Below are 26,279 nucleotides of genomic sequence, written 5' to 3' on the forward strand. Positions count from 1 at the left end.
CCCGCCAACACGCCCCAACTCCGACAAAACCCCAGCTCAGAACGCCATTTCGCTAAGGTTTCAGGCGTGTAATTCGCGCGCGCCGGGTAGAAGGCCGCCTGACGATCTTCGTCGAAGGAGGTAAGACAGGCATGTCCATTCCGTTAAAGGCCGCCTACTGCGCGACCACGGTCGCGCTGGTCATCGCCCCAGGCGTCGCTGAGGCGGCCGATGACTCTCCATCAGCCAAGATCCCTGACGGCACCACCGCGACCAGCAGTGTCCAGGTCGCCGAAACGGTCAGCAGACTGCAGTTCAGTCGCGCCACGAGCCGCCTGCAGATGACCGCGACCTCAAGTCGCCTCTACCTGACCCAGGCCACCGGCTCCCTGCACCGCCGCATCCAGGCGGTGGCCGGGATGCGCACCAGGGCCTCGCGCGCCCACCTCAACGCCCAGCTGCTCGTACGGCTCCAATCCGCCGTACGCCTGCAGCGCGCCCGCATCGAGGCGCAGTGGCGGCACCGCGCCGACCGCGCGATCACCTTCGCGCTCAAGCAGCGCGGCCGCCCCTACGTCTGGGGCGGCACGGGCAAGCGGGGCTACGACTGCTCCGGCCTCACCCAAACGGCCTGGCGCAGCGCCGGCATCCGCATCCCGCGCGTCGCCGCGACCCAGTACCGCCGCATCAAGACCCGGGTGGCCAAGCGTGAACTCCGCGCAGGCGACCTGATCTTCTTCAACAGCCTCGGCCACGTAGGCATGTACCTGGGCAAGGGCAAGTTCATCCACTCGCCCCGCCCGGGCCGCACCGTGAGCGTCGAGCGCCTGAGCGGCTACTACAAGCGGAACTACGTCGGCGCCGCACGCCCGGCCTGGCGCCCGCTCCCGCAAATCCCGCTCAGCCTGGGCTGACGTTCGGCCGCGTCCCGCCCCAGGCGGGACGCGGCCGAAATAATGCCCTCATGACCACTCTCGACGGCCGCCGGGTCCAGACCCGTTCCGAGCTCATGGAGACCTACGACCTCGGCCGCAGCACCCTGGAGAAGTGGTTCCGCGAACGCTCCCAGAACGGCCACCCTGAGCCCGCCGGCACCATAGGCAACCAACTCGCCTGGGACGCCGAAGAATGGGCCCGCTGGTACAAGACCCGTGACACGTCCCCCCAGACACCCTCAGGCCTGGCCACCCGAGACGACCTCATGGCCAAGCACAACCTCACCCGCCACACCCTCAAAAAGCTCTGGGCCGAACGCGACACCAACAACCACCCCGCCCCAGCCCACCAATCCGGCAAGTCCCTCTACTGGAACGAGTCCGCCTGGACCACCTGGTACACCAACTACACCCAGTCCGCTCCCGCCGAATCCCCCGACGACCTGGTCACCCTCGCCGAAGCCGCCCGCATCCTGGGCCTGGCCCAATCAAGCGCCACCGTCTACGCCAAGCGCCCACCCGCAGGCTGGCCCGAACCCGCCGAAGAGGTCCCCCTAGCCGGAGGCCGAGTCCGCCGCCTCTACCGCCGCTCCGACATCGAGACCTACGCCGCCAAGAAACAAGACCCTCGCTAACGCTCGGGAAGAGCAAGGCCCTCGCTCCGCTCAGACAGCCCCATTAGGGCTCCGCCCCAAACCCCGACTGGGGGCAAGCCCCCAGACCCCCACCCCTTAAGTGGTTCAAGCCCTCAGCACGGCCACAGACAAGGTCGGGGCCATGATTCCAAGCTGGGCTCAAGCCTGGATAGCGAGGAGCGCGAAGCACAGGGCGGCCACGGAGGTCCCCGCGACAATGTCACCTTTCTCAACCAGGTCCCGCACCCTGGCGAGCGGCACCCATTCGATCCGCTCAGCCTCCCAGTCCTCGACCGGCGGGCCCAGATGCGTTGCTCCAGCAGCCAGGAAAATGTGGTGCCTGGCATCGGAGATCCCCGGCGTGGGGTGCACGATCGTCAGCAGGCGCATCGGGCCCGGACGCCAACCGGTCTCCTCCTCGACCTCCCGAGCCGCTGCGGCCTCAGGCTCTTCGCCATCCTTGATCCCGCCGACAGGGATCTCCCATGCCCAGGTGTCCGTGATGAATCGATGCCGCCAGATCAGGAGCACGTTCTTCCGCTGCTCGTCGAGCACTACCGCGCCCGCGCCACCGGACCGTGAGCGCATCACCCGATGTTGAAGGTGCCGTCCGCCTGTGATCTCGACGTCAGCAAGGCGGATGTCCAGCCACTCATCTCGATACAGCGGTTCCTCAGAGTGCACGATCCAGCGCATGGTCCCCCTGACGTCGGCGTCGCAGTCTTCATCACCGGTGTCATCCTCTATTGCCTGCTGACCTCAGACGCGTGGTTCACGTCCACGTGTCCGGGCCAGCCGCATTGATGGCCGGTGAGGTGCAGTCAGAGCTTGAGCACCAGCGCATCGTCGATGTCGGCCCCCGGCTGGGACTGCACTTTCGCCACCTCAGTCCATCCCCACCGGTCATACATCGCTCTCGCCGGTGCATCAGGCTGTGCCAGGAGCATCGCGTACTGCTCCGGCCGTCCCTCCAAGAGCTCGTTCAGCAGTCTGCGAGCCAGTCCGCGTCCTCGATGCTCGGCGGCCACCACCAGCTCGATCACCGAGAACTTTGACGCCGACACGACCTCCTCAGGCGGCGTCGAACCCGAGACATCGCGCCACCACCTCCCGGCCCCGAAAGGCAAACCGAAGGAGAAACCGGCGAGTTCGCCCGCATGCGACCGGGCGGCAACCAGAACGAAGCCGTCTCTGTTGGCCTGCCGAGTGGTGCGTTCTACGAAAGCCTCGCGACTGAACATCGGATGTGGCTCATAGGGCGGTTCGGCATAGGCCGGTACGTAAATCTCGGCGACTTCGTCCAGCAGGAGCAGAGCGTCCGATCCGTTCAGTCTGGTCAGCGCGTACTGATTCTCGTCAGGCATGCGAAGGCGCTCCAATCAGGCTGAAGGCCATGCGACAGGTCTGCCTGGCATCGTCGCGAGGGTTGCCTTGAAGTGTGGCGGCGAAGTTCCTGATCTTGCGCGTGATCCGTGCGCTTGTCATCTCGGTCAGCAGCGCGAGGTTGTCGTCGAAGACTCTGATCGCCTCGCCGATCTCTCCGGATAGAGCAAGCGCATCGGCCTGCAGAACGCGGTAGTAGGCGCGATTGCGAGGCTGCATGCTCGCCGTGATGCCACACAGCAGTGCCGCAGAGCGCGCGTAGTGCCCAAGGTAGCCCTGCGCGATCGCTTCCAGACCGAGCACCTCGCTCTCGCCGAAGAACCGGAACCACTCGTCCTGTAGAGGTGAGCTACCGGCCTTTCCGAGCAGATCCCAGGTGGTCCCACGGAACGACTCGTACCGAGCCTCGTCGCCGAGTCGCGCATGGCCGAGGGCGATCCTCATCGCGAGCAGGGCCCTGAGTTGAGGGTCCACCGGCCGTTCAGTGTCGAGCGCACCCTGAGCTATCGCCACGGCCTTTACCGGCTCGTCCTTGGCACGGGCGACCATCGCCATGGTGTCCAGGACTTGGAACCTGAGACCTGCGTCACCTGCACAGTGCGCAGCGTAGAGCCCGTCCTTCAGCCGTTCCTGAGCTCTGTTCAAGTCGCCGTGCTCGTAGGCGAACCAGGCGGCAGCGGCGGTGATCTCGCCGACCACCGCGTAGACGAAAGGTTCATCAGAGGGTTTCAGCGACACCTGCCCGAGCTGTCTGTTGATGCTGGAAAGGCGCGCTTCGGCGAGGTCAACGAGCGCGGCGCCACCGTGGCGCGCGTCCAGGTCGAAGAGATCCGCGACGACATCCGAGGGACGTTCCAGACCATTGATCACGTTCACGTCGCTGTCGGCTGCCCGCCGAGTCCCAGTTCCGCCGAAGAGAGGGATCGCCAGACCGGCGAGCATCAATGTGGTTCCGAACTCGCGGCGCCTCACAGCGGGTTCCGACTGATCTTGCGGGGGGCGAACGTCTGGGTTGGCCGTCCCTGCGAGATGACCGAGTCCCTTGGGCGAGAGCCCGGCCAACAGGCGAGGTGCTCCGAGCCCATCGAGCAACTTGAGCGCGGTCTCGATCGTGCAGCCGGCGGACTTGCCCGCCATGAGCCGCGAGACCGTGGCCTGTGAAAGTCCCGTCTGCTGCGCGATCGTGCTCTGCGTGGCCTGCGCGTGCCGGTGAACTCCGCGAAGCACCGTCGCCCAGTCCCAGATCGACAGTGCGTGGGCGACGGTCTCGGAGAACCAGAATCCGAGCGGCAGGTGGATGAGGCGAGGCGGGGAATCCCTCTGGGCGGTGACACATGGACCACAGACATCACCTGTCGTGTAGCGGCTCAATGGCTGATCGCACCTTGAGCAGAGCCTTCGCGTCTCGCTCATGATCTAGCCCCTCAGACCGGCCACTACACCGATTATTCATCGACGCATGACACGCAGCCGTTTCTCATGCGGTGCTGTTCTGGTCACCGGTCGACTACTCAGCGGATCCTTCTTCACGAGCACGCTTCGTCAGCGCAAGGAAGGACCGTAATGACGCTCGCCGCGATCTCCGGCCGAGACGATCTCACCTATCGACTCATCGTCCCGGCCGATGTGATGACGATCCCTGTACCGCGCAAGCTGGCCGAGATCGCGCTCGAGAACTGGCAACTCACCCATCTCAAAATGGCCGTCGCCACGGTCGTCTCCGAGCTGGTCACCAACGCCTGCAACGAAGTTCCCGGCACCGTGATCCAGACCGCTCTCGGACTCGAGGGCGGTTGGCTGCGGCTGGAGGTCCGCGACTGCTCGCCAGTCATTCCGAAGGTTCCAACAGAGCTGAGGCTGGATGCCATTGGCGGCCGGGGGCTGTGGGTGGCCTCTCACCTGGCCGACAAGTTCGGCATCGACCCACACGCCGATGGCGGCAAGACCATCTGGGCGATGTGGCTGCAAGACCCTCCGGGCGGGCGGTGTTTCCCGAGTGCGTCACAACACCCCGTGAGCCACCCGTCCGGCGGCAAACAGGTGCGGCGACCGGTCGCGCCCAGAGCTTCCGAGGAGGAAGCCGAATGACCATCACAGCCGCTAGGGCGGTGGCGCCGATCGCCGCCAACGATCTAAGGAATCTGGTCTCTTCGGAGTTGTTCGCGCGGCTCGTGCGACGCACTGCCAAGGAGCATGACCTTTCGGAGGAGATGGCGCAGCGCTCGGTGGCCCAGGCCGTCATGATGCTCGGAGCCATTGGGGACAACCCCGGCGTGACGTTCTACCCCTCCGTCGCCGTAGATCACGGCTGGCACACGTTCATCCTCGACACGCAGCACTACCACAAGTTCTGCGAACGAGTCGCAGGCACGTACATCCACCACAACCCGATCGAGGGCGCCACCGATGGCGGCGCGCTCATGAGGCGGACAGCCAATTTCCTGCGGGAACACGGCTACCCGGTGGACGACGACCTGTGGGCGGCGGTTGAGTCGGTCCACTGCTCGGGCGGCGAGAGCTGCGACAACACCATCAGGTGCAGCAGCTAGCCTGCGCCGCGCGGCCTGGTAGGTCCGGCATCCTGGGCCTACCAGGCCAACCCGAGGGAGCGTCAGTGCCTGCCGAACGCATCCACTGGGAAGACCTGCCCTGCGCGGCAAGGCAGCAGGTCGAACAGCACACCGGCCAGGTGGTGGCCGTGCGAACGGTCTCGACAGGACGTAATTCCGCTGTGGCAGCGGTTCTCGAAAGCGAGCGTGGCCGGGTCTTCATCAAGGGGGTGGATCACTCACAGCCACGGCGATGGACCCAAGACATGGAAGAGATGATCAACCCTTACGTCCTGAGCTTCACCCCCCGGCTACTTTGGCGGGTGAACGGTGACTGGGACATCCTCGGATTCGAGTATCTCGACGGCCGTCATGCCGACTACGCGCCGGGTTCCCCCGACGTCGACAAGGTTGTCCTGACCTTCACCGAGCTTGGCAGGCTCCCGTGTCCAGACCTGCCCCTCAAGCGTCCCGAACACCGATGGGGCGCTCACGTGGACGACCCTGCCGACCTGGAGTGGTTCCGCGGCGACCGGCTCCAGCACATCGATCCCACGCCTCCCAACCTGGTGATGGCCGAGGGCAAGGCATCCCTCATCGACTGGGCCTGGCCGACCCGGGGCGCGGCCTGGCTTGATCCCGCCTGCTTGGTCATCCGGCTGATCGAAGCCGGGCACACTCCCGAGCAAGCCGAAGACGTCGTAGGAGCCGTCCCCTCCTGGGGCACGGCTCCACCTGAAGGTCTGCGCGCCTTCGCCCTCGCCAACCTCCGAATGTGGTCCAAGGCCGCCAACGGCCGCCCCTTCGAGATCACGAAGGCCGCTCAAGCGTGGTTCGAGTACCGGACAGTGCAGACGGCCGCTTCCTGAATATCGGCCGGCGACCCGTCCTTGCAGACTCGAGGGCTACGCGGAGTGGTAGTCGCGGTGCGGAACAGCGCGCGCCCAAGCGGACTCAAACGCCGATCGACACTGTTCCACTACATCCGCCTCAGTCCAGAGTTGCTGCTCAGCCCTTCCGTCGTCGCCGTCGAGAACGTTGAAGATGACGACCTCGCCGTCGAGCACAAAGAAGTCGTTGCCGGGCAGGAGAAGGTCAGAGGTCTGTCGACGAGGCAGCCAGCGGGTGTCCTCTCCGGCGTTCACCAAATGCCCGGCCACGTCCAAGGCGTGTCGCATGTACTCCGACGAAGGCTCCGAGAGCACTTTGATCCGCCTGATGCTCACACCGTCCGCGACCTGTGCGGCAATCCGGACGGCGACCGGCTCGACGCACTCACGTACGGCGGCGACATCACCGCGCCGCCAGGCTGCCAGGGCTGCCTCATCGACTGCATAGTGGTCTCTCAGCTCCAGCTCGTGAGGGACAGGTGGAGATGGCTAGCGAAGCTGAGCGGTTGGTGGGGTTTCTGTACGAGGTCGGGCTGCTCAAGCGGTACAAGCGCACGGGGTGGCTGATCGCGGGGGTGAAGGAGCCCGAGAGCATCGCGGACCACTCGATGCGGGCGGCGATCATCGCGAGTGTTCTTGCGGTGATGGAGGGCGCTAGTCCGGAGCGGGCCGCACTGCTCAGTCTCTTTCACGACAGCCAGGAGACTCGTCTTACCGACTTGCCTTATTTGGCCAAGCCGTATGTCTCCAAGGCTTCCAATGAGGAAGTCACGGAGCAGCAGGTGCGCGGGCTGCCTGCTGGGGTGGCGGCGATGATCAGCGGGATTGTTGCAGAGTACGAGGGTGAGGGCAGTCCTGAGGCGGTGTGCGCTCGGGATGCGGACAAGCTGGAGTGCCTTATCCAGGCGATCGAGTATCGCGAGCATGGGAACCAGAACACGCAGGCTTGGATCGATAGCTCGCTGGCCCAGCTTCAGACGGCATCCGCTAAGCGCCTTGCCGAGGAGGCTCAGAGGGCTGGGTCGCTGGACTGGCTGACCCGTGCGCTCGCCGGTGACGACTGAGACGGAAGGCTCGCACCACTTCAAGGCGTGGGGGTCTGGGGGCTTGCCCCCAGCTCGGGGCTTGGGGCGGGAGCCCCGATAAGGCTGTCCGAGCGGAGCGAGGGCCTTTAGGGCTTGTGGGTGAAGTGCTCCAGGACTTCGGGGTTGGCCATGGAGTCTCGGTTGGCGGCCTGGTCTATGGGGGTTCCCAAGAGGATCTTGCGGACGGGGACTTCTAGTTTCTTGCCCGAGAGGGTTCTTGGGATGCCGGGGACCTGGTGGATCTCGTCCGGGACGTGGCGGGGGGAGAGGGACTTGCGGATCTCGGATTTGAGGTTGGTGGTGAGGGACTCGGTCAGGGTTTCGCCCTCTGTCAGGTGGACGTAGAGGATCAGGCGGCCCTCTTGGCCCAGGCGGCCGGTGTCGATGACGAGGCTGTCGGCGATCTCGGGGAAGGCCTCGACGACTCGGTAGAAGTCGGAGGTGCCCATGCGGATGCCGCCGCGGTTGAGGGTGGAGTCGGAACGGCCGTAGATGACGCAGCCGCCGTCGGGGCGGACCTTGATCCAGTCTCCGTGGCGCCAGACGCCCGGGAACATGTCGAAGTAGGACTCGCGGTAGCGGTCGCCGTCGGGGTCGTTCCAGAAGAAGACCGGCATCGAGGGCATGGGCTCGGTGATGACGAGCTCGCCCACCTCATCGATGGTGGGTTTTCCTTCGTCGTCGTAGGACTCGATCCTGGCGCCCAGGCATCGGCATTGGATGACGCCTGCGTGCAGGGGTAGGAGGGGCGAGGGGCCTACGAAGGCGGTGCAGAGGTCTGTGCCGCCGGACATGCTGCCGAGGAGAAGGTCCTTGCCGACGTGGGAGTAGACCCATGTGAAGCCCTCGGGGGGCAGGGGGGAGCCGGTGGAGCCTATGCCTCGGAGGGAGGTCAGGTCGTGGGAGCGGCCGGGGGTCTCACCTGCTTTGAGGCTGGCCATGATGTACGGGGCGCCCACGCCGAAGTAGGTCACGCCGGTGTCGGCGGCCAGCTTCCAGAGGTCGATGGGGGCGCCGTCGTACATGACGATGGTGGAGCCCACCAGAAGGCCGCCGATGAGGTAGTTCCACATCATCCAGCCGGTCGTGGTGTACCAGAAGAAGACGTCGCCGTGGCCGAGGTCCTGGTGGAACGAGAGGGCCTTGAGGTGTTCGAGGACCACGCCTCCGTGGCCGTGGACGATCGGCTTGGGCAGGCCGGTGGTTCCTGAGGAGTAGACCACCCAGAGGGGGTGGTCGAAGGGAACGGGCTCGAAGGCCAGCGGAACGCCCTCGCGAGGCAGCTCGCTGTAGGGGATGCCTACGCGGAGGTCTGTGGGTGAGGCGGCGGGGTCTAGGTAGGGGACGAGAACGGTGGCACGCAGGGTGGGGAGGCTGGCCTCGATCTCTTTGACGGTGTCCTGGCGGTCGAAACGCTTGCCGTTGTAGGCGTAGCCGTCGACGGCGATGAGGACCTTGGGCTCGATCTGCGCGAAGCGGTCGATGACCGAGGACGAGCCGAAGTCCGGGGAGCAGGACGACCAGATGGCGCCCAGGGACGCCGTGGCCAGGAAGCAGATAAGGGCTTCGGGGATGTTGGGCATGTAGGCGGCCACTCGGTCGCCCTTGCCCACGCCTAGGGCGACGAGGCCGGCGCGTACCTCGGCTACGTGGAGGGCCAGCTCGCGGTGGGTGATGATGCGGTGGCCACCGGCTTCGGAACGGAAGATCAGGGCGGTCTCTTCGGGGGCCTCGGAGGCGCGGCGCAGGGCGTTGGCCGCGTAGTTGATCGTCGCGCCGGGGAACCATTCGAGGCCGTCCACAGGGGTGGGGCCGCCGGTCCCTACAGGGCCGTCGCCTCGTTCGCCGACCACCTTGAAGTAGGCCCAGATCGAGTCCCAGAAGGCCTCGACCTCGGTGACCGACCACTTCCACAGCTCGTCATAGGACTCGACCAGGACGCCGCGGTCCCACAGCCAATGCATGTAGTGCGTCACGCGCGCGTTGGCGACGACCTCTGCGGAAGGCTCCCAGAGGGCCACGCCTTCGGCGGTCAGCTCGTCCATGACACCGGCCTCCTCGTCCAGACCCGCGCCACGCTGCGCGGATTTCCAGCATCGTGCGCCATACGGGTGCCGCGCAAATCAGGCGCGGGTCGGCTGTGGGTCAGTTGGGCGGCTCAGCTGTGGGTCAGTTGCGCGACGGCGTTCAGGACGGCCTTGGTGTTGGCCAGCCCGGGAAGCACGACCTCTGCCCCTGCGGAACGGAGCTCCGCCTCGGTGGCGCTGCCGGTGGCCACGGCGACGATCGGCGAACCGGCGATGTGGGCGGCCTGGATGTCGCGGGGGTGGTCGGCGATGTAGACGGTCGTGGACTCGGAGTAGCGGTTGCGGTGCTTCTCCCCCGCGCGCGTACGAGCCACCTCCAGCAGGGCGGCCTTGCTGTAGACGCCGTTCTCGTAGCCGCCCACGTCGAGTTCGAGGCGGTCGGCCAGGCCCAGCTCGGTGACCTTGAGGGTGGCGCTCGCCTGGATGGAGCCGGTCAGGACCGACTGGACGGTCCCGTGCGTGCGCGCGAGGGCGTCCAGCGCCTCGCGGGCGCCGGGCAGGACGCGGCCGTGCACCTTCAGGTCGTGGCGCCGGGCGGCGAACGCCTCGGCCAGGGCGTCCATGAAGGCGGGCAGGTGGTCGTCGGTGGTGACGATGTCGTTGAACGCCAGGGTCTCGAAGATGATCTCGGACTCGGTGCGGCCGGCGGTCGGGGCCAGCCGGACCAGCTGGCGGCCGGTCGTCCGCTGGAACGCCTCGGCGTAGGCCTCGCGGGTGACCCGCCCGACGTCCACCAGCGTGTGATCGATGTTCCACAACACCAGGCGGTTAAGCGCAGCCATCCCGTTCCCATGCACGTCCAGAGGCGCCTGCGGGCGCCGCCCGCGGGGGGCGGGTCAGAACATCGTCGGGCCTGGCGCCTACTTACCGCAAGCGGGGGAACCCTTCAGTGGCGGCCCGGCGGCCCCTCAGGTGGAGGCCCGGCGGCCCCTCAGGTGGAGGCCCGGCGGCCCCTCAGGTGGAGGCCCGGCGGCCCCTCAGGTGGAGGCTCGGGAGCGGGCGGTGCGGAAGATGCCCTTGGTGGCCTGGCGTTCGCCCAGGACGTCGTAGCTGACCTGACCGCCGTTGGCGGGCGCGAACGCCGCCAGGAAGGTGTTCAGGGTGAGCACGTCGCCGGGGTGCCTGGTGGCCTCGGCCTGGCCCTTGACCTTGACCGTACGGCTCTCTCCCGGCCCCATGAGGTCGAACTGGCAGTGCAGCCCGCGCCAGGGGCGGCAGGACGGCTCGCTGACCGACAGGATGCGGAACTGCTCCCCGGCCCGGCCGCCGATGACCTTTTCGGTGTGCACGACCAGCTGCCGTACGGGCGCCGGTCCGGTGTTGGTGACCCGGAACTCGTAGGTGTACTGGCCGCCGGGAACGAGCGAGGGCGACCCGACCGGCGTGACGGCGGGGTCGGTCTCCAGCTCCAGCCAGTCGCGCACCGAGGCGGCGTCCACGGCGCGCTTGGACCCGTCGGGACGGAGCGCGACCGCGGCCGCCGTTGCCACGGCGACCGCGGCCACGATGACCACGACGACAAGCCTGCGGCGCACGACCACTCCCCCGATTGGCGCGTTTTACCTGGTCAGGGAGGATACGTGACATCGGGTGCACTTTCCAAAACGGAACGTTACGCCCCGGTAGGCCCTAGCCCATGTGCGGGTAGCGGTAGTCGGTCGGCGGCGCGAACGTCTCCTTGATCGACCGGGTGTTGACCCAGCGGATCAGGTTGAAGATCGAACCGGCCTTGTCGTTGGTGCCGCTGGCCCGCGCGCCGCCGAACGGCTGCTGGCCGACGACCGCGCCGGTGGGCTTGTCGTTGATGTAGAAGTTGCCGGCCGCGAAGCGCAGCCTCTCGGCCGCCGCGGCGATGGCCCGCCGGTCCTGGGCGATGATCGCGCCGGTGAGCGCGTACTGGGCGATGCCCTCCATCTGGTCGAGCATCGCGTCATAGTTGGCGTCGTCGTAGACGTGCACGCCGAGGATCGGGCCGAAGTACTCGGTGGTGAAGATCTCGTCGGTCGGGTCGGCGGACTCCAGCACGGTCGGGCGCACGAAGTAGCCCTCGGAGTCGTCGAACCCGCCGCCCGCCAGGACCTTGATCGAGTCGGCGGCCTGGGCGCGCTCGATGGCGGCCTTGTGCTTGGCGAACGCCCGTTCGTCGATCACCGCGCCCATGAACGCCGAGAGGTCCTCGGCGACGTTGCCCATGGTGAGCGCCTCGACCTCGTCGCAGAACTCGTCCCGGATCCGGCCCCAGAGCGAGCGCGGGACGTAGGCGCGCGAGGCCGCCGAGCACTTCTGGCCCTGGTACTCGAACGCGCCGCGGACGAGCGCGGTCTTCAGCACGGCCGGGTCGGCGGACGGGTGGGCGACGACGAAGTCCTTGCCGCCGGTCTCGCCGACCAGCCGCGGGTAGGACCGGTAGCCGGCGATGTTCTCGCCGACGGTCCGCCACAGGTGCTGGAACGTCCCGGTGCTGCCGGTGAAGTGGATGCCGGCCAGGTCCGGGTGGGGCAGCGCGACGTTCGACACGGCCTGGCCGTCGCCGGTGACCAGGTTGATCACGCCGGGTGGCAGGCCCGCCTCCTCCAGGATCCGCATGGTGAAGTGCGCCGCGACCTGCTGGGTCGGCGACGGCTTCCAGATCACGGTGTTGCCCATGAGCGCCGGGGCGGTGGGCAGGTTGCCCGCGATCGCGCTGAAGTTGAACGGGGTGATCGCGACGACGAAGCCCTCCAGCGGGCGGTACTCCATCTGGTTCCAGACGCCCGGCGAGGAGGTGGGCTGCTGGGTGAGGACCTGGCGCCCGAAGTCCACGTTGAAGCGCCAGAAGTCGATCAGCTCGCAGGCCGAGTCGATCTCCGCCTGCTGGACCGACTTGGACTGCCCGAGGACCGTGGCGGCGTTCAGCGTCGCGCGCCACGGGCCCGACAGCAGGTCGGCGGCCTTGAGCAGGATCGCGGCGCGGTCGTCGTACGACAGGGCCCGCCAGGCCGGGGCGGCCTCCCGCGCGGCGTCGACGGCGGCGCGGACGTCGTCGTCGGTGGCGTTCTTCAGCTGCCCGAGCACGTGCCGGTGGTTGTGCGGCTCGACGACGTCCACCGGCGCGCCGCCGCCCAGGCGGCTCTCACCGCCGATCGTCATGGTGAGGTCGAGCTGCTCGCCGCCGATCTCCTTGATCTTGGCCTCGAGCGCGGCCCGTTCGCCGCTGCCGGGCGCGTACGTCTTGACCGGCTCGTTCGCCGGTACCGGAACGTTGGTGACGGCATCCATGGTCACTCCCGAAAAGTCCGACTTCGTTGTCGTAGTGCGCGCATCGTCGCGGTGCCCGAACCGAGATCTACCCGCCGAACGCGCGCGCCTAATCAGGAGGCTATGAGATCTTGCCCGAATCGCCCGATTTACACGTATCGAGCGTGATGTCAGAGCAGGTGGGCCGGCTCCTGTTCAGAGCAGGTGGGCCAGCTCCTGCGTGGCGTACCACATGAGCTCGTGGCCCTCCGCGCCGTCCACGGTGAACCGGGCGTCGTCGTCCCCCGCGTCGGCGGCGGTGAGGGCCTCGGCGGCGGCCCGTACGTCGCCCGCGGCGTCGAGATCGTCCACGTGACCGGAGGCGATCTTCTTCCACGGCACCGTGCCGCGGACGGTCACCAGCGCCGGGCTCTCGTCCAGATCGCCGCCGCGCGTCCACCGGACGACGTCGTCTGGCATCTCGACGGCCAGCACGACCCGGCGCGCCGGGGCCTTCGGGTCCGCCGCCAGCCGCCTCAGCGAGGCGCGTGCGGCCGCGGTCATGGCCGCGTACTCCAGCTCCTCCTGGTCGCCGCCCGCGTACCACTCGCGCAGGGCGGGCGTCACCGCGTACGCCGACAGCGGCGCGGGACCCAGCTCGCGGGCCTCAAGGGCGCCGGCGAGTTCGGTGAGCGTGGACGGCAGATAGACGCGCATGACGATCAGCAGTCTGCCAGACCGGCGTCTCAGCCGAGGGCACCGAGGCCGCGAAGGGCGTCGATCGTGGCGGCCGGGTCGGTGTGGTGGATGCCGCGGATGCCGATCGCCTCGGCGGCGGTGATGTTGTGCTCGATGTCGTCGATGAAGACGCAGTCGGCGGGCGCGAGGCCGAGCAGGCCCAGCGCGTGCCGGAAGATCGCCTCATCGGGCTTGCGCAGGCCGACCTCCGCGGAGATCACGACGGCGTCGAAGAGCTCGGCGAACAGGTCGCGCGGGTAGTCGTTGCCCCACGAGTTGGACAGCAGGGCCGTCCGCGTCCCGGCCGCCCGCGCCAGCCGCAGCGCCTCGTACATCGGCTCCACCGGCGCGAACTCGGCGAACATGCGCGCGATCAGGCCGTCGGCGACCACCGGGCCGCCGTCGACCGTGAGCAGCTCGGCGGCCAGCAGCCGCTCGAACTCCTCGCGGGCGAGCGTGCCGTCCTCCAGGCCGTGGATCGGGTTCACGCCGTCGCCGTCGTAGGCCTGGCTCACCCAGCCGCGCATCACGGTCTTGTAGCGCGCGGCGTCGATCCGGTCGGCGGCCAGCCAGGCGGCGACGGCGTCGTTCAGCGGGGAGGTGAGGACCCCGCCCCAGTCGGTGATCACAGCTTTCACGGTCACGTGAGCGATGGTAGGCCACCTGGCCGCCGATAACCGAACGGCGTTCTGCCAGACTGGCGCCCATGGACTTCGAACTCAGCCCGAAGGCGCGCGAATACCAGGCGAAACTGCTGGAGTTCATGGACGAGCACGTGTACCCGGCCGAGCCGGTCTACGCGGCCTGGCGCCGGGAGAACGACCCGCACGCGCTCCCGCCCGTCGTCGAGGAACTGAAGGCCGAGGCCCGCCGCCGCGGCCTGTGGAACCTCTTCCTGCCCGACGTCTCCGGGCTGAGCAACCTGGAGTACGCGACGCTCGCAGAGATCACCGGGCGGTCGCACGAGCTGGCGCCCGAGGCGGTGAACTGCGCGGCGCCCGACACCGGCAACATGGAAGTCCTGCACATGTTCGGCACCGACGAGCAGAAGAAGCGCTGGCTGGAGCCGCTACTGAACGGCGAGATCCGCTCCGCGTTCGCGATGACCGAGCCCGCGGTGGCCTCCTCCGACGCCACCAACATCACCACCTCGATCACCCGCGACGGCGACGGGTACGTGATCAACGGCCGCAAGTGGTTCATCACCGGCGCCGCCGACGAGCGCTGCACGATCTTCATCGTGATGGGCAAGACCGACACCGGCGCCGCCACGCACCGCCAGCAGTCGCAGATCCTGGTCCCCCGCGACACCCCGGGCGTGACCGTGGAGCGCCACCTGCCGATCTTCGGCTACCAGGACCAGCACGGCCACTCGGAGATCCTCTTCGAGGACGTGCGCGTCCCGGCCGCCAACCTGATCGCGGGCGAGGGCGACGGCTTCATGATCGCCCAGGCCCGGCTCGGCCCCGGCCGCATCCACCACTGCATGCGGGCCCTGGGCATGGCCGAACGCGCCCTGGAGCTGATGTGCCGCCGGGCCGTCGACCGCGTCGCGTTCGGTAAGCCCCTCGCCCAGCAGGGCGTCGTGCAGCAGCAGATCGCCGAGTCGCGGATGGCGATCGAGCAGGCGCGGCTGATGACGCTGAAGACCGCCTGGCTGATCGACCGCGAGGGCGCCAAGGGCGCCCGGACCGAGATCGCCGCGATCAAGGTGATCGGCCCGCGCGTCGCCGCCGAGGTGATCGACCGCGCGATCCAGGTGCACGGCGGCGCCGGGGTGTCCGACGACACGCCCCTGGCCGCGATGTACGCCTGGGCACGCGCCATGCGCATCTTCGACGGCCCCGACGAGGTCCACGTCCGTACCGTCGCCCGCCAGGAGCTCAGGCGGTACGAGGCGAAGTGACCCGGTCTCGGTGATCATGCAATCGGTGCGGGGACGACTGCATGATCACCGATCCTCGTTCGACCGGCTAGGCCGATCTCAGGCGTTGCAGCGCCTCGCGGACACCGCCCCTCGATTCCTCCAGCGCGACCGTCGCGCGTTCGGCGGGCACCTCCCCGAGGAGGGAGACCAGCGCCACGCGCGTGTCCCCTCCCGCCTCGGCCAGCGCGGTCTCGCACGTGAGGGTGTCGAGACCGGTGGCTTCGGTGAGGATGCGCACCAGCCGGGCGCGCAGCTTGGCGTTGAGCGCGTTCACGCTGACCATCAGGTTGGAGTAGGTCCTGCCCAGCCTGATCATCAGGGTGGTGGAGAAGGAGTTCAGCACCAGCTTGGTGGCGGTGCCGGCCTTCATCCGGGTGGAGCCGCTGATCACCTCGGGTCCGGTGGCCAGCCCGATGTGCACGTCGACCTCGTCGCCGTACGGCGTGAGCGGGTTGCAGCTGATCAGTGCGGTGCGGGCGCCGGTCGCGGCGGCGGCGCGCAGCGCCCCCACCACGTACGGGGTACGGCCGCTGGCGGCGATCCCGATCGCGACGTCGCCGGGCTGCACCTCGGCGGCGTCCCTGGCGCCCTGTTCGTCGTCGTCCTCGACGCCCGAGACCGCCTGGGTGAGCGCGCGCGGACCACCCGCGTGATGCGCGACCACCCGGCCCCAGATGCCGAACGTGGGCGGAAGCTCGGCCGCGTCCAGCGCGGCCAGCCGGCCCGAGGTGCCGGCGCCGAAGTAGTGCACACGGCCGCCCGCCTGAAGCGCGTCCACGGCCAGATCGACCAGCCGGGCGAGCTCGGGCAGAACGGCCGCCACGACCAGCGGCACGGCGGCGTCCTCGGTGTTGATGCGGCGGAGCACCTCGAGCGTTGGCAACGTGTCGACGTCGAGTGTCCGGGGGTTGCGCCCCTCGGTGGGGAGCTGCTCGCAGTCGATCACCGACGCCTCCGGTCGGGTCGCACGGTCCGTCCACGGACCGCCTCGAACGTGGCCTCCAGGGCCTTACGGGTCGAACCGAACGTGCGCTGCGCCACACCGACGAAGATGCAGTCGATCACCGTCAACTGCGCCAGCCGGCTTGCGGTCGCGCCCGATCGGAACGTGGTCTCCCGTGCGGCCGTCGTCAGGGTCAGGTCTGCGATTTCCGCGATCGGGGACTTGGGGAAATTGGTCAGGGCTACCGTCGTCACCCCCTTGCTCTTGGCAACCTCCAGCGCGTCGATGGTCTCCACCGTCGCGCCCGTGTGCGAGATCCCGATCGCGACGTCCCCGCTGTTCAGCACCGCGGCGCTGGTCAGCATGATGTGGGCGTCCGACCAGGCGGAGCAGACCCTGCCTATGCGATGCAGTTTCTGCTGGAAGTCCGCGGCGACGAAGGCGCTCGCGCCGACACCGTAGACGTCGACCCGGCCGGCGCCGACGACGGCGTCGACCACCTGTTCGAGCGTCTTGATGTCAAGCTGGGCCGCCGTTTCCTCCACGGCCCGTGCGTCGGCGAAGGTCACCTTCTCCACGATCTGTTCGAGCGAGTCGTCGGGACTGATGTCGCTGCCGATGACCCGACCGCCGGAGGCGCTCTGGGCCCTCCCCGCCTCCGTCGCCAGGGTCAGACGCAGCTCTGGATATCCATGAAACCCGATCGCCCTGCAGAACCTGATGACCGTGGTTTCAGAGGTGCCACAGGTCTGGGCGAGTTCGGTGATGGTGGAGTTCGCGACCCCTTCGGGGTCGTCGATGACGCGTTGAGCGACTCTGCGCTCGGCGGGGGGCAACGATGGCAGCAGTGAACGCACCCGGACCACGGTGCTCAGCGGCGTGGATTCCTTGGTCGCCGCCTCGACCTTGGGTGCCCCGGACTCCCCTGTGCCCCCTGGCTCTAGGCCGGTGGGTTTCCTCATGGAAGAAATTTTCTTACTCGCCGGATGTCACGTCAACGGTAGAAAAGGCTACGGTCGCCATGTGTTGACCCATTTGGCCGGTCCTTACGTGATCGGCATCGACGCGGGTGGCACGAAAACCCGCTGTGTCGTACTAACGCTCGGGGGAGCTCTGGCCGGTTCCGGAACCGGTCCCGGAGCCAACCCCAACTCCGGCGGCGATACCGCGGGTGCGCTCACCACCGCCCTGCGGGACGCACTGGGTGACCTGGACCGATCTCACATCCTCACCGGCGTGTTCGGCATCGCCGGGGCCGGTTCGGCCGGCCGTCCCGCCGCGGTCAGCGCGGCCCGGCGGGCCTGGCAGGCCGTCGGCCTGCGCGGTTCGCCCGCCGTTGTGACCGATATCGCCGTCGCCTTCGCCGCGGGGACCAACGAGGCCAAGGGCATCGTTGTGTTCTCGGGCACCGGCGCCGGCGCCGCGGTCATCAGCGACGGCGCGATCGTGCAGCGGGCCGACGGCTACGGCTGGCTGGTCGGGGACGAGGGTTCGGCCGTGTGGCTGGGCCGCGAGGCCGTACGGGCGGCGCTGGCCGCCTACGACGGCCGCGGCTCCCCCACCCTGCTCACCGAGTCGGTCCCGCGCGCGCTGCTCGGCGCGGCGGTGGTCACGGAGATCAATGCGAGCCTCCCCAGGCCACGGCCCGAACGGGCCCTCGCGATGGCCGGCGCGCCCGCCTTCGGCGGTGCCGCGTTCGGGGGGGCGGCATCCGGCGCACCCGCTCCCGGCGCTCACATCCTCGGCGACTCCGGTCCTGGTGGGCCGGGCCTCAACGGATCGGGACCCGACGGCTCGGGTCACGGCGGGTCGCGTCCCGGCGGCCCGGCGACCGGTGGACCGCGTCCCGGCGGCCCGTCCGGTGCTCCAGCGTCCGGAGGCCCGTCCCGCGGTCCGGGGTCCGGATCCCCCTCCGGTGGTCCGGTGTCCGGCGGCCCGTCCCACGGGCCGTCGCACTCCGGCTCCCCGCACGGGGGTCCCGTCTCCGGCGGCCCGTCCCATGGCGGCCCGTCCGGCGGCGCGACGGCGAGCGCGTCCGCGACCGTCACCCGTTCGGGAACGGCAATGCTCGATCCCGGCACATCCCATTCCGCCTTCGCCACCGGCGCCCTGGAGACCATGGCTCCGAACCCGCAATTGGCGCAGGCCATCATCAAGGAGGTGTACGGCCGCCCGCCCGCGGCGCTCGGCCGGCTCGGCCCAGTGGTCGCAGCCGCAGCGGCCGCCGGTGATCCCGTGGCCCGGCGCATCACCGAGGAGGCGGCCCAGTGGCTGCTGCGCGATGTCGACGCGGTGCGGCCCGCGCTCCCCGATCCCTGCGCTCCGGTCGTCATGCACGGCTCGGTGCTCCGCGAGGGGCCCGTGGCCGAGGCCGTCCACAACGGCCTGTGCGACCGGTTCGCCGACGCCCCCCGCCGCGCGGGCGACGGAGCCGTGGGCGCCGCGGGACTCGCCCTGCGGCGGCTCGGGCATCCTCTTCCTTAAGGGCTGTCCTTAATAGGGGTCGCTCTCGCACGGAGTCATGACGTCCTGAGGGGCCGTGCCCCCCTTGGGTCACATGACCACCACGGAGAGCCGTGGCCTCACAAATACCGCAATCCCCTTGCGGCACACCGGTCCACCGTGATTAAGCTGTGATCAACGGTGGAGCCAACGCCGCCGGACGGGCTCGCCTCGCGCGGGCTCAGATCCGGTGGGACCACCGGCCACAGAGTGGCCTGTACCGATTTGGCTGCGTTCTGACGCAGCGTCGTTCGACCTTGCCTTCCGCGACCGCGGGCGTGCCGCCGCATGCGCACGCCCCCGGATCGCCCCCGCGCACTCGAACGACGGCCAACTCCGTACTCCCACTCGATTGAAGGCCGTATGCGTCGCCCCGCGCTCCGTTCCCGAGTCTCCCCTCGCCATCGCCGCTCCTCCTCCCCCAACCGTGCCGCCGCCGAGGCGGCCGCGAGTCCCCCCGGTCAGGCCCCGGCCGCGAGCTCCGCCGAGCCCGCGACCACCGCCCCGCACTCCGCCGAGCACCTGGTCACGACGCGTTCCGCCGAACGCGTGGTGCCCGCACGCTCCTCGGAGGGCGCCGCCGCGCCGCGTTCCGCCGAACGCGGTGCCTCCACGCGCTCCGCCGAGCGCGCGGAGCCCGTACGTCCCGCCGGGCGTACGGGCGGCATGGGCGGAACGGACCAGACCGGGCGCGGGACCTCGCCGCCTCGCGCGAGGCGGCGGTTGGTGCGGCGATGGCGAGGGGTCCCCTTCTTGCTGAAGGGCCTCCTGCGGAGTGCCCGATGGCGCCGGTCCTTCTACGGGCTGGTCGCCGTGATGGTGCTGTTCGTGGCCGGAGTGGTCGTGGCGTACGTACGGACGCCGATTCCCACCGAGCCGCAGAAGGGCGTTACCGACCAGGGCTCCGCGGTCTATTACGCCGATGGCCGGACTCCCGCGTTCAGGCTGGGCGCCAACAGGGAGGTCGTACGGCACGGCCAGATCCCGGACCGGCTGCGCTGGGCGGTACTCGCCGCCGAGGACCGCGGGTTCTACGGCGGGCACGGCATTTCCCTGGAGGGCATGACCCGGGCGTTCCTGAAGACCGCCTCCGGGGGCGAGACCCAGGGCGGCTCCACCATCACCCAGCAGCTCGCCCGCAACTACTTCAAGGGGCTGAGCAAGAAGCGCACCATCGACCGCAAGGCCAAGGAGATCTTCATCTCCGTCAAGCTGGCCCGCAGCCGCAGCAAGGACGCGATCCTCGACCTCTACCTCAACACCGTCTACTTCGGCCGGGACACCTCCGGCGTGCAGGCGGCGGCCCGCGCGTACTTCGACAAGGACGTGTGGCAGCTGTCGGTCGGCGAGAGCGCGCTGCTGGCCGCGATGATCCAGCGGCCGACCTACTTCAAGACCCAGGGCGACGACGCCCCGGCCAGGGCGCTGCGCGCGCGGTGGCAGTACGTCATCGACGGCATGGTCAAGATGGGCGAGCTGTCGCGGGCCGAGGCCGGCCAGACGCGCTTCCCGGCGACGCGGAGCCAGTGGAGCGGCGTGAACGTGTCAGGCCAGACACTCCTGCTGAGGCAGCGGGTGCTGGAAGAGCTGCGGCAGCTCGACATCCCGCCCCAGAGCGTGGTGAACGGTCGCATGAAGATCTACACCGGCATCGATCCACGCTGGATGGCCTACGCCGAGCAGGCCATGAAGGAGCAGCAGGAACCGAACTGGCCCCGCACCGTTCGCAGCGGCCTGATCGCCGTGGACCCGCAGGACGGCGCGGTGAAGGCGTTCTACGGCGGCGACCCGAAGCGCAGCCAGTACGACTCGGTCTTCAATCCGGTGGCCCAAGCGGGCTCCACGTTCAAGCCGTACGTGCTGGCAGCGGCGCTGCGGCGAGGTTTCAATGTGCGATCTCTGGTGAGTGGGAAATCGCCTGTGAAGTTCGCGCCGAACGGAGAGCTCACCCCCATGACCGCACCGGGCTACCTGGTGAACAACGACGAGAAGATCGGCTCGCTCGGGGCGATCGACCTGGTCAAGGCCACCGCCCTGTCGGTCAACACCGGGTACGTGAAGCTCGCCTTCGAGGCCGGCCTGGACAACGTGGTCCGCACCGCCGAGGACCTCGGGGTGCCGGCCTCGGCGCTCAAGCCGTTCCGCGGGCAGGCAGGGATCACGCTCGGGATGGCCAGCATCTCCGCCGTGGACCAGGCGGCGGGGTACGCGGCGTTCGCCAACGGGGGCAACGCCGTGACCCCGCACGTCATCACGAAGATCGTCGACGCGGACGGGCACGAGGTGCCACTGCCCTGGGGGCGGACGCCGCGCAAGGTGCTGACCGACGAGCAGGCCGCGCAGACCACGTACGCGCTCCGGCAGACGGTCGCCGACGGCACCGGTAAGAAGGCCGCCCTGGCCGATCGCGACGCGGCGGGCAAGACCGGGACCACCGATCACAACCATGCGGCGTGGTTCGTGGGCTTCGTGCCGCAACTGTCGACGGCCGTGGTGATGACCAACACGGCCGGCAAGCCGCTCCAGGGCCTGGCCGGACAGCACGGAACGGTCGCCGGGGAGGGAACGCCCTCGACGATCTGGCACTCGTTCATGAGCAAGGTCACAAGCGGCATGCCGTACGAGCCGTTCGCCGAGCCCGTCTTCAGCGGGATCAGGCGCGACTGGGCCACGGGTTTCGAGGTCCCGGGGACGAAGCCGGCCAAGACGCCGGGCACCACGCCGAGCCCGAGAACGACGCCGACGCCGGGGGCCACCACCCCGCCCACGCCGAGCCCGAAGGACAAGGCGGAGCTGGACAGGTTCTGCAAGCTGCCAGAGAACCGCAATACGGCGCGCTGCAAGAAGTCAGGACTCGCCCGCTGAGGGGCTGATCGAGTCGACAGGCCGCTTGAGACCGACTACCGTCGCGCGGGTCAGATCACGATCCAGTAACACTGACCACGTCGGGGGGCCTGGTCTCGTTGCGTGCCAACCGTCCCATCGCCGTCACACGTCCCATCGGCGTCACACGTCGGATCGGCGTCACACGTCGGATCGGCGTCACACGCCCGATCGGCGTCACACGCCCGATCGCGGTCGTCGCGGCGGCGGCCCTCGTGCTGCCCCTCGCGAGTTGCGGCGGCGACCCCGCCAAGGCCGGTTCCAGCGCGAAGCCGAGCGCCTCCAAGCCGGGCAAGGCCTCCGCCGCGCCGGGTACCCGGAAGGCGGACTGGATCCCCGGCTACGTGGCCGACATGAGCCTGCCGGAGAAGGTCGGGCAGCTGTTCGTGCCCACGTTCTCCAGCGAGTCGGCCGCCAAAGAGGCGATCAAGAAGTACCACGTGGGCGGGCTGATCTACTTCCCCGGCAACATGCACAGCCCGAAGCAGACCGCCGAGCAGTCCAACGCGCTGCAGAAGACCTCCAAGGTCCCGCTGCTGCTCGGCGTGGACGAGGAGCAGGGCATCGTCTCGCGCGCCCCGTTCATCACCTCCTTCCCCGGCAACATGGCGCTCGGCGCCACCCACGACCCCGCGCAGGCCCGCGCCGCCGCCCAGGTCACCGGCACCGAGCTGCGCGCCGTCGGGATCAACCAGAACTACGCGCCGGTCGCCGACGTCAACGTGAACCCGCACAACCCGGTGATCGGCGTGCGGTCGTTCGGCTCCGACCCGGCGCAGGTGTCCACAATGCTCGGCGGCGCCATCGCCGGCTACCAGGCCGCGGGCGTCGCGGCCACCGCCAAGCACTTCCCCGGGCACGGCGACACCGGCACCGACAGCCACACCGGCCTGCCGGTGATCAAGCACTCGCGCACGACCTGGGAGCGGCTCGACGCGCCCCCGTTCAAGGCCGCGATCGCCGACGGGGTGGACTCCATCATGTCCGCCCACATCGTCGTCCCCGGGCTGGACAAGTCGGGCGACCCGTCCACGCTGTCGCCGACCGTGCTGACCGGGCTGCTGCGCGGCACACTCGGCTTCCAGGGTGTGATCATCACCGACTCGCTGGAGATGGCGGGCGCGCGCCGCAAGTACCCGGACACGGTGGTCCCGGTCCGCGCGGTGAACGCGGGCGCCGACCAGCTCCTCATGCCGCCGAGCCTGTCCCGCGCCCACGCGGCCGTGGTGAAGGCGGTCCACAGCGGCAAGATCTCCGAGAAACGCCTGGACGACGCCGTCGCGCGGGTCCTGCGACTCAAGGAGAAGCGCGGCCTGTTCTCCGGAACGCACGTCGACCCGGCCCGCGCCGACAAGGTCGTCGGATCGGCCGGCAACAAGGCCACGGTCCGCCAGGTCGCCGAGCACGCGGTCACTCTCGTACGCAACGAGGGCGTTCTGCCGCTCGCCAAGAAGACCGTCTACGTGTCGGGCCCGAAGAGCGCCCCGCTGGCCGCCGCCCTGCGCGAGCACGGCGTGCACACCACGGCGTCCCTGCATTCGGCTGACGCGGCGGTGCTGACCACGCTGAACGCGGGCTCTGCCACCGCCGCCCGGGTCAAGGCCCTCAAGGGCAAGCCGGTCGTGGTGGCCGCGCTGGGCCGCCCGTACGACCTGAACAGCGCAGACCAGGCCAAGGGCGCGCTCGCCACCTACTCCTCCAGTTCGGCGTCGGTCGCCGCGCTGGCCAAGGCTCTGAGCGGCGACCTGAAGCCCACCGGCAAGCTGCCCGTCCCCGCAGGGGGCAAGCCTGCCGGGCACGGCCTTACTTACGGCTAGTCCAAGAATCCATGGACGCGCGGCCCGGGGGCCTGCGAAGATCAGCAGCGCTTTCGCACCTCCGGGAGGTTCCCCCGTGCGTCTTCGCCTGGTCGCCGCCTCGGCCGTCGCCGTCCTGGTAGTCGTTCCCGCTCTCGCGTCCTGTAGCGGTGACTCCGGCTCCAAGCAGCCGCCCGTCACCGAGGAGCCCAACTCCCGGCCGACGGCACCGCCCCTGCCTCCCAAGCAGGCGCGTGCGGCGCGCATGGTGGTCTTCAACTTCCTGCGCGGGGTCGGATCCGGGAACGCCAAGGTCTGTGGCCTGCTGGCCCCGGAGTATCAGCGCATCACGTTCGGAAAGCCCGGCGGTTGCAGCGCTGGCTTCGGCGCGGCCCGCAAGCGCTTCCGTCCCAAGGACCTGACCGCTCTGCGCACGGTCATCGTCCCCACGGGCGAGGCGGGCCCCGGGCTCGGCGACTACACGGTCCGTTTCGAGGACCTGAAGTGGAAGGGCGACCCCGCCCGCCCCGGCGGCGTCCTGGCGGCGGTCTTCACCCTCCACCAGACCGGCAAGACCTGGCGCATCGTCGGCTAGCCCAACCCCACAACACCGCCGATCTTGCTCTCAGCGACCTCCAGAGCGCCTATTGAGGGCGCTGAGAGCAAGATCGGCGCGTTTTAGAGGCCCAGGTCGGGCAGGGCTGGGAGGTGCGGGCGGACGGCGGCCCGGGCGGCTTCGGCCGTACGGGCGGAACGGGCTGCCTCGGCGGCCTGGCGGCACTCGTCCAGGGTGTGGCGTGCCAGCGCGGCGCGCACCAGGGCCAGCGATGGGGCGCTCATGGACAGCGAGGTGACGCCCAGGCCGACCAGGACACAGGCCAGGACCGGGTCGCCCGCGGCCTCGCCGCAGACCCCGCAGCTCTTGCCCGCTTCCCCGGCGGCACTCGCGGAGAGGGCCACCAGGTCCAGGACTGCGGGCTGCCAAGGGTCCTGGAGCGCCGCGAGACCACCGATCTGGCGGTCGGCGGCGCAGGTGTACTGGGTGAGGTCGTTGGTGCCGATGCTGAAGAACTCCACCTCGGCGGCGATGTCTTGGGCGCGCAGCGCGGCGGCGGGCACCTCGATCATGACGCCCGGGTAGTCGATCCCGGCCTCGCGGCACGCGGCGGCGAAGTAGGCCGCCTCGTCGGCGTCGGTCACCATCGGCGCCATGACCTCGAGCTTGGCGGGCAGGCCTGAGGCCGCACGCGCAAGGGCTCCGAGCTGGGCCGACATGAAGTCCGGGTGGTGGCGCATCATCCGGAGCCCTCGTTCACCCAGCGCGGGGTTGGGCTCCTCACCGGGAGGCGGCAGGAAGGCCAGGGGCTTGTCCGCCCCGGCGTCCAGCGTCCGTACGACCACGCGGCCGTCGGGGAACGCCTCCAGGACCTTGCGGTAGGCGTCCTCCTGCTCGGCGTCGGTCGGCGGCGTCGAACGGTCGAGGAAGAGGAACTCGGTGCGGTAGAGGCCCACACCTTCCGCGCCATGCTCCAGCGCCGCCTCAAGGTCCTTGGGTCCGCCGATGTTGGCCAGCAGCGGGACCTTGTGGCCGTCCTTGGTCGCACCCGGGCCCGTGGCGTCCTCAAGCAGCGCGGCGCGGGCGTCGGCGGCCGACTCGGCCTTGGCGATCTCATCCTCGGAAGGGTCGATGCGGACCGTACCGGCCGCGCCGTCCACGAGCACGAGCGTCCCGTCGGCCAGGCCGGTCGCGCCCGGGCAGGCCACCACGGCGGGCACGCCCATCGTGCGGGCCAGGATCGCGGTGTGGCTGGTCGGGCCGCCCTCCTCGGTGACGAACGCGACCACCTGGGCCGGGTCGAGCACGGCCGTGTCGGCGGGCGCCAGATCTCGCGCGACCAGCACGAACGGCTCGTCAGACTCGGGCACGCCGGGCATCGGCAGGCCGAGCAGCCGGGCGATCGTCCGGTCCCGGATGTCGTCCAGGTCGGTCACCCGGGCCGCCAGGTACTCCCCCGCCCCGGCGAGCATCTCCCGGTAGACGCCGAACGCGTCGAAGACGGCCCGCGCCGCGGCGACGCCGTCGTTCACCTTGGCGGTGACGCCGTCGGCCAGGCCCGGGTCGCGGGCCATGAGGGCCTGGGCGTTCAGCACGTCCTGGCCGTCGGTGTTGCCGACCTCGGCGGCCTTGGCGCCGCGCGCCTCCAGGTCCTCGGCCACCGCCGCCAGCGCGGCGAGCGCGGTCGCGCGTTCGGCCTCGGGGTCCCCGGCGGGCTTGGCGTCCGCCGGGGGCTCGGGCACGGCACCGGCGACGGAACGGATCGGACCCGCGCCGACGCCGGGGCTCACGCCCGCGCCGTTCAGCAGGCCCCCGCCGTTCGGCAGGCCCCCGCCCTTCGGCAGGCCCCCGCCCTTCGGCAGGCCGGCGTCGTTCGGCAGGCCCGGCGTCTCAGACGTCCCGCCCGCCATCTCAGGCGTCCTGGGCGAGCAGCGCTTCGAGCTCGTCGAGCAGCGCTTCGTCGGACGCCGAGATCACCACCTCCTCGCCGTGGCGCGCGTCAAGGCCGAGCACCGCCAGGATGCTCTTGGCGTTCACCGGGGAGGCCCCGGGCTTGCCCACCGTGACATCGCCGTCGGCCTTGGCCGCGGCCTGTACGAACAGCGCGGCCGGGCGGGCGTGCAGGCCCACCTTGGACTCGATCTTGACGTTACGCTCGGTCACAACACACTCCTG

General features: G+C 69.5%; 25 protein-coding genes. 11 read left to right on the forward strand and 14 right to left on the reverse strand.

Features of this window, described 5'->3' with window-relative positions:
- Nucleotides 1-131 precede the first annotated feature (131 nt).
- Nucleotides 132-893, forward strand: coding sequence for a C40 family peptidase (locus J4573_RS14770; RefSeq protein WP_243772968.1), 762 nt, complete (start codon nt 132-134; stop codon nt 891-893).
- Nucleotides 894-943: 50 nt separating this feature from the next.
- On the forward strand, nt 944-1,549 hold the full coding sequence (locus J4573_RS14775) for a hypothetical protein (RefSeq protein WP_208256002.1): 606 nt from the start codon (nt 944-946) through the stop codon (nt 1,547-1,549).
- 159 nt (nt 1,550-1,708) lie between these two features.
- Here the strand turns inward: J4573_RS14775 and J4573_RS14780 are convergent, their stop codons facing one another.
- The 3 genes from J4573_RS14780 to J4573_RS14790 all read right to left on the reverse strand — a co-directional run bounded on the left by J4573_RS14780 (nt 1,709) and on the right by J4573_RS14790 (nt 4,303).
- Nucleotides 1,709-2,245, reverse strand: coding sequence for an NUDIX domain-containing protein (locus tag J4573_RS14780; protein ID WP_208256003.1), 537 nt, complete (start codon nt 2,243-2,245; stop codon nt 1,709-1,711).
- Between the two features lie 125 nt (nt 2,246-2,370).
- On the reverse strand, nt 2,371-2,913 hold the full coding sequence (locus tag J4573_RS14785; protein WP_208256004.1) for a GNAT family N-acetyltransferase: 543 nt from the start codon (nt 2,911-2,913) through the stop codon (nt 2,371-2,373).
- On the reverse strand, nt 2,906-4,303 hold the full coding sequence (locus J4573_RS14790) for an NsdA family TPR-like regulatory protein (RefSeq protein ID WP_208256005.1): 1,398 nt from the start codon (nt 4,301-4,303) through the stop codon (nt 2,906-2,908). The genes J4573_RS14785 and J4573_RS14790 overlap by 8 nt, the downstream gene beginning before the upstream one ends.
- Nucleotides 4,304-4,495: 192 nt before the next feature.
- Here J4573_RS14790 and J4573_RS14795 point away from each other — a divergent pair, with 192 nt between their 5' ends.
- The 3 genes from J4573_RS14795 to J4573_RS14805 all read left to right on the forward strand — a co-directional run bounded on the left by J4573_RS14795 (nt 4,496) and on the right by J4573_RS14805 (nt 6,350).
- Nucleotides 4,496-5,020 (forward strand): ATP-binding protein, encoded by a 525-nt coding sequence (locus J4573_RS14795; protein ID WP_208256006.1) that lies wholly within the window; start codon nt 4,496-4,498, stop codon nt 5,018-5,020.
- Nucleotides 5,017-5,481 carry a glycine-rich domain-containing protein gene (locus tag J4573_RS14800; RefSeq protein WP_208256007.1) on the forward strand — a complete coding sequence of 155 codons (465 nt, stop codon included), beginning with the start codon at nt 5,017-5,019 and terminating at the stop codon, nt 5,479-5,481. Before J4573_RS14795 ends, J4573_RS14800 begins: the two co-directional genes overlap by 4 nt.
- A 65-nt stretch (nt 5,482-5,546) precedes the next feature.
- Nucleotides 5,547-6,350 carry a hypothetical protein gene (locus J4573_RS14805; RefSeq protein ID WP_208256008.1) on the forward strand — a complete coding sequence of 268 codons (804 nt, stop codon included), beginning with the start codon at nt 5,547-5,549 and terminating at the stop codon, nt 6,348-6,350.
- Nucleotides 6,351-6,386: 36 nt separating this feature from the next.
- Here the strand turns inward: J4573_RS14805 and J4573_RS14810 are convergent, their stop codons facing one another.
- A complete protein-coding gene (locus J4573_RS14810; RefSeq protein WP_372442840.1) occupies nt 6,387-6,836 on the reverse strand; it encodes a DUF6879 family protein in 450 nt (149 codons plus the stop codon).
- A 20-nt stretch (nt 6,837-6,856) separates the two neighbouring features.
- On the opposite strand from J4573_RS14810, the gene J4573_RS14815 reads away from it, so the two are divergent.
- The gene (locus tag J4573_RS14815; RefSeq protein ID WP_208256010.1) at nt 6,857-7,435 is read left to right on the forward strand and encodes an HD domain-containing protein; all 579 of its coding nucleotides are present in this window, start codon (nt 6,857-6,859) and stop codon (nt 7,433-7,435) included.
- A gap of 107 nt (nt 7,436-7,542) precedes the next feature.
- Here J4573_RS14815 and J4573_RS14820 read toward each other — a convergent pair whose 3' ends face one another.
- The 6 genes from J4573_RS14820 to J4573_RS14845 form a co-directional block, all read right to left on the reverse strand.
- Nucleotides 7,543-9,501 (reverse strand): acetoacetate--CoA ligase, encoded by a 1,959-nt coding sequence (locus J4573_RS14820; protein WP_208256011.1) that lies wholly within the window; start codon nt 9,499-9,501, stop codon nt 7,543-7,545.
- A gap of 113 nt (nt 9,502-9,614) precedes the next feature.
- Nucleotides 9,615-10,325, reverse strand: coding sequence for an HAD family hydrolase (locus tag J4573_RS14825; protein WP_208256012.1), 711 nt, complete (start codon nt 10,323-10,325; stop codon nt 9,615-9,617).
- Between the two features lie 195 nt (nt 10,326-10,520).
- Complete coding sequence (locus J4573_RS14830) at nt 10,521-11,078, reverse strand: hypothetical protein (RefSeq protein WP_208256013.1); 558 nt, start codon at nt 11,076-11,078, stop codon at nt 10,521-10,523.
- A gap of 94 nt (nt 11,079-11,172) precedes the next feature.
- Entirely contained in the window at nt 11,173-12,801 is a 1,629-nt protein-coding gene (pruA, locus tag J4573_RS14835; protein ID WP_208256014.1) for an L-glutamate gamma-semialdehyde dehydrogenase, read from the reverse strand.
- Between the two features lie 174 nt (nt 12,802-12,975).
- Nucleotides 12,976-13,476 (reverse strand): DUF6912 family protein, encoded by a 501-nt coding sequence (locus J4573_RS14840; protein WP_208256015.1) that lies wholly within the window; start codon nt 13,474-13,476, stop codon nt 12,976-12,978.
- Nucleotides 13,477-13,505: 29 nt separating this feature from the next.
- Nucleotides 13,506-14,141, reverse strand: coding sequence for an HAD family hydrolase (locus J4573_RS14845; protein ID WP_307796633.1), 636 nt, complete (start codon nt 14,139-14,141; stop codon nt 13,506-13,508).
- A 62-nt stretch (nt 14,142-14,203) separates the two neighbouring features.
- Between J4573_RS14845 and J4573_RS14850 the strand changes: the two genes are divergently transcribed.
- Entirely contained in the window at nt 14,204-15,403 is a 1,200-nt protein-coding gene (locus J4573_RS14850; protein WP_208256016.1) for an acyl-CoA dehydrogenase family protein, read from the forward strand.
- Between the two features lie 67 nt (nt 15,404-15,470).
- Here the strand turns inward: J4573_RS14850 and J4573_RS14855 are convergent, their stop codons facing one another.
- On the reverse strand, nt 15,471-16,370 hold the full coding sequence (locus tag J4573_RS14855; RefSeq protein WP_208256017.1) for an N-acetylmuramic acid 6-phosphate etherase: 900 nt from the start codon (nt 16,368-16,370) through the stop codon (nt 15,471-15,473).
- The gene (locus tag J4573_RS14860) at nt 16,367-17,329 is read right to left on the reverse strand and encodes a MurR/RpiR family transcriptional regulator (RefSeq protein WP_243772969.1); all 963 of its coding nucleotides are present in this window, start codon (nt 17,327-17,329) and stop codon (nt 16,367-16,369) included. The genes J4573_RS14855 and J4573_RS14860 overlap by 4 nt, the downstream gene beginning before the upstream one ends.
- 61 nt (nt 17,330-17,390) lie before the next feature.
- On the opposite strand from J4573_RS14860, the gene J4573_RS53975 reads away from it, so the two are divergent.
- The 4 genes from J4573_RS53975 (at nt 17,391) to J4573_RS14885 (ending at nt 24,143) form a co-directional block, all read left to right on the forward strand.
- Nucleotides 17,391-18,851, forward strand: coding sequence for an N-acetylglucosamine kinase (locus tag J4573_RS53975; protein ID WP_307796634.1), 1,461 nt, complete (start codon nt 17,391-17,393; stop codon nt 18,849-18,851).
- Nucleotides 18,852-19,232: 381 nt separating this feature from the next.
- Nucleotides 19,233-21,734, forward strand: a complete 2,502-nt coding sequence (locus J4573_RS14875) for a transglycosylase domain-containing protein (RefSeq protein ID WP_208256018.1) — start codon at nt 19,233-19,235, stop codon at nt 21,732-21,734.
- Between the two features lie 233 nt (nt 21,735-21,967).
- Nucleotides 21,968-23,569: a glycoside hydrolase family 3 protein gene (locus J4573_RS14880; protein WP_307796635.1), complete on the forward strand. Its 1,602-nt coding sequence runs from the start codon at nt 21,968-21,970 to the stop codon at nt 23,567-23,569.
- A gap of 76 nt (nt 23,570-23,645) precedes the next feature.
- Nucleotides 23,646-24,143, forward strand: coding sequence for a hypothetical protein (locus J4573_RS14885; protein ID WP_208256019.1), 498 nt, complete (start codon nt 23,646-23,648; stop codon nt 24,141-24,143).
- 83 nt (nt 24,144-24,226) lie between these two features.
- Here the strand turns inward: J4573_RS14885 and ptsP are convergent, their stop codons facing one another.
- The gene (ptsP, locus tag J4573_RS14890; RefSeq protein WP_208256020.1) at nt 24,227-26,014 is read right to left on the reverse strand and encodes a phosphoenolpyruvate--protein phosphotransferase; all 1,788 of its coding nucleotides are present in this window, start codon (nt 26,012-26,014) and stop codon (nt 24,227-24,229) included.
- 1 nt (nt 26,015) lies between these two features.
- Complete coding sequence (locus J4573_RS14895; RefSeq protein ID WP_208256021.1) at nt 26,016-26,267, reverse strand: HPr family phosphocarrier protein; 252 nt, start codon at nt 26,265-26,267, stop codon at nt 26,016-26,018.
- Nucleotides 26,268-26,279: the final 12 nt, after the last annotated feature.

Source organism: Actinomadura barringtoniae, from assembly GCF_017573505.1.
In the GTDB taxonomy this organism is placed as follows: domain Bacteria; phylum Actinomycetota; class Actinomycetes; order Streptosporangiales; family Streptosporangiaceae; genus Spirillospora; species Spirillospora barringtoniae.

Bases quoted from the DNA above. Each gene is read 5' to 3' on its own strand.
- J4573_RS14850 (WP_208256016.1), top strand. From the start codon at position 14,204: ATGGACTTCGAACTCAGCCCGAAGGCGCGCGAATACCAGGCGAAACTG.
- J4573_RS14775 (WP_208256002.1), top strand. From the start codon at position 944: ATGACCACTCTCGACGGCCGCCGGGTCCAGACCCGTTCCGAGCTCATG.
- J4573_RS14800 (WP_208256007.1), top strand. From the start codon at position 5,017: ATGACCATCACAGCCGCTAGGGCGGTGGCGCCGATCGCCGCCAACGAT.
- J4573_RS14825 (WP_208256012.1), bottom strand. From the start codon at position 10,325: ATGGCTGCGCTTAACCGCCTGGTGTTGTGGAACATCGATCACACGCTG.
- J4573_RS14815 (WP_208256010.1), top strand. From the start codon at position 6,857: ATGGCTAGCGAAGCTGAGCGGTTGGTGGGGTTTCTGTACGAGGTCGGG.
- ptsP (WP_208256020.1), bottom strand. From the start codon at position 26,014: ATGGCGGGCGGGACGTCTGAGACGCCGGGCCTGCCGAACGACGCCGGC.
- J4573_RS14785 (WP_208256004.1), bottom strand. From the start codon at position 2,913: ATGCCTGACGAGAATCAGTACGCGCTGACCAGACTGAACGGATCGGAC.
- J4573_RS14875 (WP_208256018.1), top strand. From the start codon at position 19,233: ATGCGTCGCCCCGCGCTCCGTTCCCGAGTCTCCCCTCGCCATCGCCGC.
- pruA (WP_208256014.1), bottom strand. From the start codon at position 12,801: ATGGATGCCGTCACCAACGTTCCGGTACCGGCGAACGAGCCGGTCAAG.
- J4573_RS14820 (WP_208256011.1), bottom strand. From the start codon at position 9,501: ATGGACGAGCTGACCGCCGAAGGCGTGGCCCTCTGGGAGCCTTCCGCA.
- J4573_RS14770 (WP_243772968.1), top strand. From the start codon at position 132: ATGTCCATTCCGTTAAAGGCCGCCTACTGCGCGACCACGGTCGCGCTG.
- J4573_RS14780 (WP_208256003.1), bottom strand. From the start codon at position 2,245: ATGCGCTGGATCGTGCACTCTGAGGAACCGCTGTATCGAGATGAGTGG.
- J4573_RS14860 (WP_243772969.1), bottom strand. From the start codon at position 17,329: ATGAGGAAACCCACCGGCCTAGAGCCAGGGGGCACAGGGGAGTCCGGG.
- J4573_RS14840 (WP_208256015.1), bottom strand. From the start codon at position 13,476: ATGCGCGTCTATCTGCCGTCCACGCTCACCGAACTCGCCGGCGCCCTT.
- J4573_RS14795 (WP_208256006.1), top strand. From the start codon at position 4,496: ATGACGCTCGCCGCGATCTCCGGCCGAGACGATCTCACCTATCGACTC.